Here is a 2298-nt window from a genome sequence, read left to right on the forward strand (position 1 = left end):
TGTGACTGAACGACGTGGCTATCCCTCGGACCTGAAGGACGAGCAGTGGGAGCTCATCGAGCCGATGCTCCTGAAGTGGCGGGCCTCCCGCACCGGGGGACGGGAGCCGGTGACGAGCCTGCGCGAGGTCGTCAGCGCGGTCCTCCAGGTCGCTCGGACCGGTATCGCCTGGCGCTACCTCCCACACGATTTCCCGCCCCACACCACGGTCTACGGCTACTTCAAGGAGTGGGAGAAGGGCGGCTTGATCAAAAGCCCGGTGCACCAGAGGTGCTCCCAGCCGATGCGGGGTGGGCCGGTCGCCGGGAACATGGGCATGACATCCAGGAGGGCCCGCACCCCAACATGCGATCGACTCGGCGAGCTTGCCTCTGCCCTGGCGTGATCGACTGCCTGGTGGGGCGCTGCCAGGAACGGCAGCGAAGCCCTGACAGTCGGGTATGACATCGGTATGGTGTTGGTATGGCGAAGAAGAAGCTTACGATCACGATCGACACCGACAAGGTGGCGGCGATCGAGAAGGTCCTGCAAGCGAGCCCTGCCGGCTCGGTGTCCGCGTGGATCGAAGACGCGGTGTCCGCCAAACTCGATCAGGCCGAGCGTGCCGATCGCGCGCTCAGGTGGTTCGTCGACCGTGCGCGGAATGAGCAGCCTGGAGAGTGGGAGAAGGCCCTGGCTGCTGTCGAGGAGGCCGACCGCCGGCACGGTTTCACCGGCCCGGACCGGGAGCAGAGCGCCGCGTGAGTACCGGCTACATCCTCGACCACACTGCGATCGCGGCTCTCGCGCACGGCGACATGTATATGGCTGCCCGCGTTTTCCGCTCCGTCCAGCAGGTTCAGCCCCTCTATGTGCCAGCAATCGCCTTCGCCGAGGGACTCACCTCCGTCGTCCAGACGGAGGTGGCACAAATGTTGCAGGATGCCCTGTCGGCGCCGTGTTTCGTCTTCCGGGCCCTCGACGAAGCGGGATGCTGGGCCGTCGCCCAGCTCGCCCGCGAACGGGCCGCGGATTTGCCTACCGCGCACGCCGCGCACCTCGCTCTGGGCTCCGGGCTGCCGGTGCTGACCCGCCAGGCGGGGGCGTACAAGCAGATCGACGACCGGATCGTCATCGAAGAAATCGCGTAGAAGCCCGTCTCGGGTCGCCGCGTGCTTCCCTGCCGGCGCGGAGACGGGTCGGGCCTGCGGGACGCGCCGAGGGCCGTTCCCGATCCCCCAGCGGGGCTCTGCTGACGGCCGTGTCGGACGGAGCCGTGGATTGAACTGATCAGGACGTCTCCCCCGGCTAATCGCTTATGACCGGGTCCCCGAGTCTTGCCACGCTTCCACGCAGATGTTCGCCGGTGCGCGGCCGTCAGCAACGGCCACCCACAGGTATGGCAGCACCAACTCCACCAGCAAGGGCCGTGGCCTCGGTAGAGAAGCCTCGCGGTTCGCGGGCGTCATCCCCGCGTGCGCGGGGAGCAGTTGCCGAGGCAGCAAGGCGTCCCAGCGGATGTTTTCGAGCTGCTGCTGGCGGCTGGCGGAGGGGTTGACGTTCTCCGGGCCCTCGCCGCCCAGGAGGGCCTCGAAGGTGGGGTACTCGGTGACGCGGAGCACTTCGACCTCGCACCGCTCGTCGGTGTCCTTCGTGCGGAACTCGATCCGGTCGCCGGCCGCGAGGTTCTCCAGGTGGGGATGGTTCACCCGGACTTCGATCGTTTTGGTGCCGTCCGCCACCAGCTCAAAGTACCGCCGGTGCAGGTTGAGACGGTGGACGCGGGGCGCGGGGGCGGCGCTCATCAGAGGTACGCCAGGACCGGGACCGTTCGACGTCGAAGGCCGGCCGGACGCATACGAGCACCAGGAGGACGATCGCGAAGGTGGGCTTGATCCGCTTTGACGGACGTTCGAGATCAGGGGTTCGTCCCCGGGAGGATGTCCATCATGGAGAGCATGGGGAAGAAGAAGCCTCGCCCTCGCCGTTCGTTCACGTCGGAGTTCAAGGCCGAGATCGTCGAGCTGTGCCGACGCGGTGACCGCTCGGTCGGCGACTCACCAGCTATGCCATCCCGCCTCTCCGTGGTTCGGCGTCTAGGGAGCGTATGGGGTCGTGATCAATCTGCGAGTTTTGCCTGCGTGACGGGGCCTGGACAGATACACCTTCTTGGGTGACTCGAGTACAACTGACGGATTCAGAGTGGGAGTTCATCGAGCCGTACCTGCCGATCGGCGAGTACGGCCCGTACCCGGAACGGCTGCGGCAGCAGTTCGAGGGCGTGATCTGGCGGTTCCGGACGGGCGGGCAGTGGCGGGA

General features: G+C 66.8%; 3 protein-coding genes and 2 pseudogenes. 4 read left to right on the forward strand and 1 reads right to left on the reverse strand.

Features of this window, described 5'->3' with window-relative positions:
• Position 1: 1 nt before the first annotated feature.
• The 3 genes and pseudogenes from ACWGIU_RS35995 to ACWGIU_RS36005 all read left to right on the forward strand — a co-directional run.
• A pseudogene (locus ACWGIU_RS35995) lies at positions 2-253 on the forward strand (transposase); the annotation flags it as partial.
• A 209-nt stretch (positions 254-462) separates the two neighbouring features.
• Complete coding sequence (locus ACWGIU_RS36000) at positions 463-744, forward strand: hypothetical protein (RefSeq protein ID WP_453712296.1); 282 nt, start codon at positions 463-465, stop codon at positions 742-744.
• Complete coding sequence (locus ACWGIU_RS36005) at positions 741-1130, forward strand: hypothetical protein (RefSeq protein WP_453712297.1); 390 nt, start codon at positions 741-743, stop codon at positions 1128-1130. The genes ACWGIU_RS36000 and ACWGIU_RS36005 overlap by 4 nt, the downstream gene beginning before the upstream one ends.
• Before the next feature lie 363 nt (positions 1131-1493).
• Here ACWGIU_RS36005 and ACWGIU_RS36010 read toward each other — a convergent pair.
• Positions 1494-1784, reverse strand: a pseudogene (locus ACWGIU_RS36010) (ASCH domain-containing protein); the annotation flags it as partial.
• A 368-nt stretch (positions 1785-2152) separates the two neighbouring features.
• On the opposite strand from ACWGIU_RS36010, the gene ACWGIU_RS36015 reads away from it, so the two are divergent.
• Positions 2153-2298, forward strand: a 146-nt coding sequence (locus ACWGIU_RS36015) for a transposase (protein WP_453712298.1), incomplete at its 3' end; no start/stop codon positions are given.

The sequence above is a fragment of the Streptomyces sp. NPDC054840 genome, assembly GCF_053611065.1.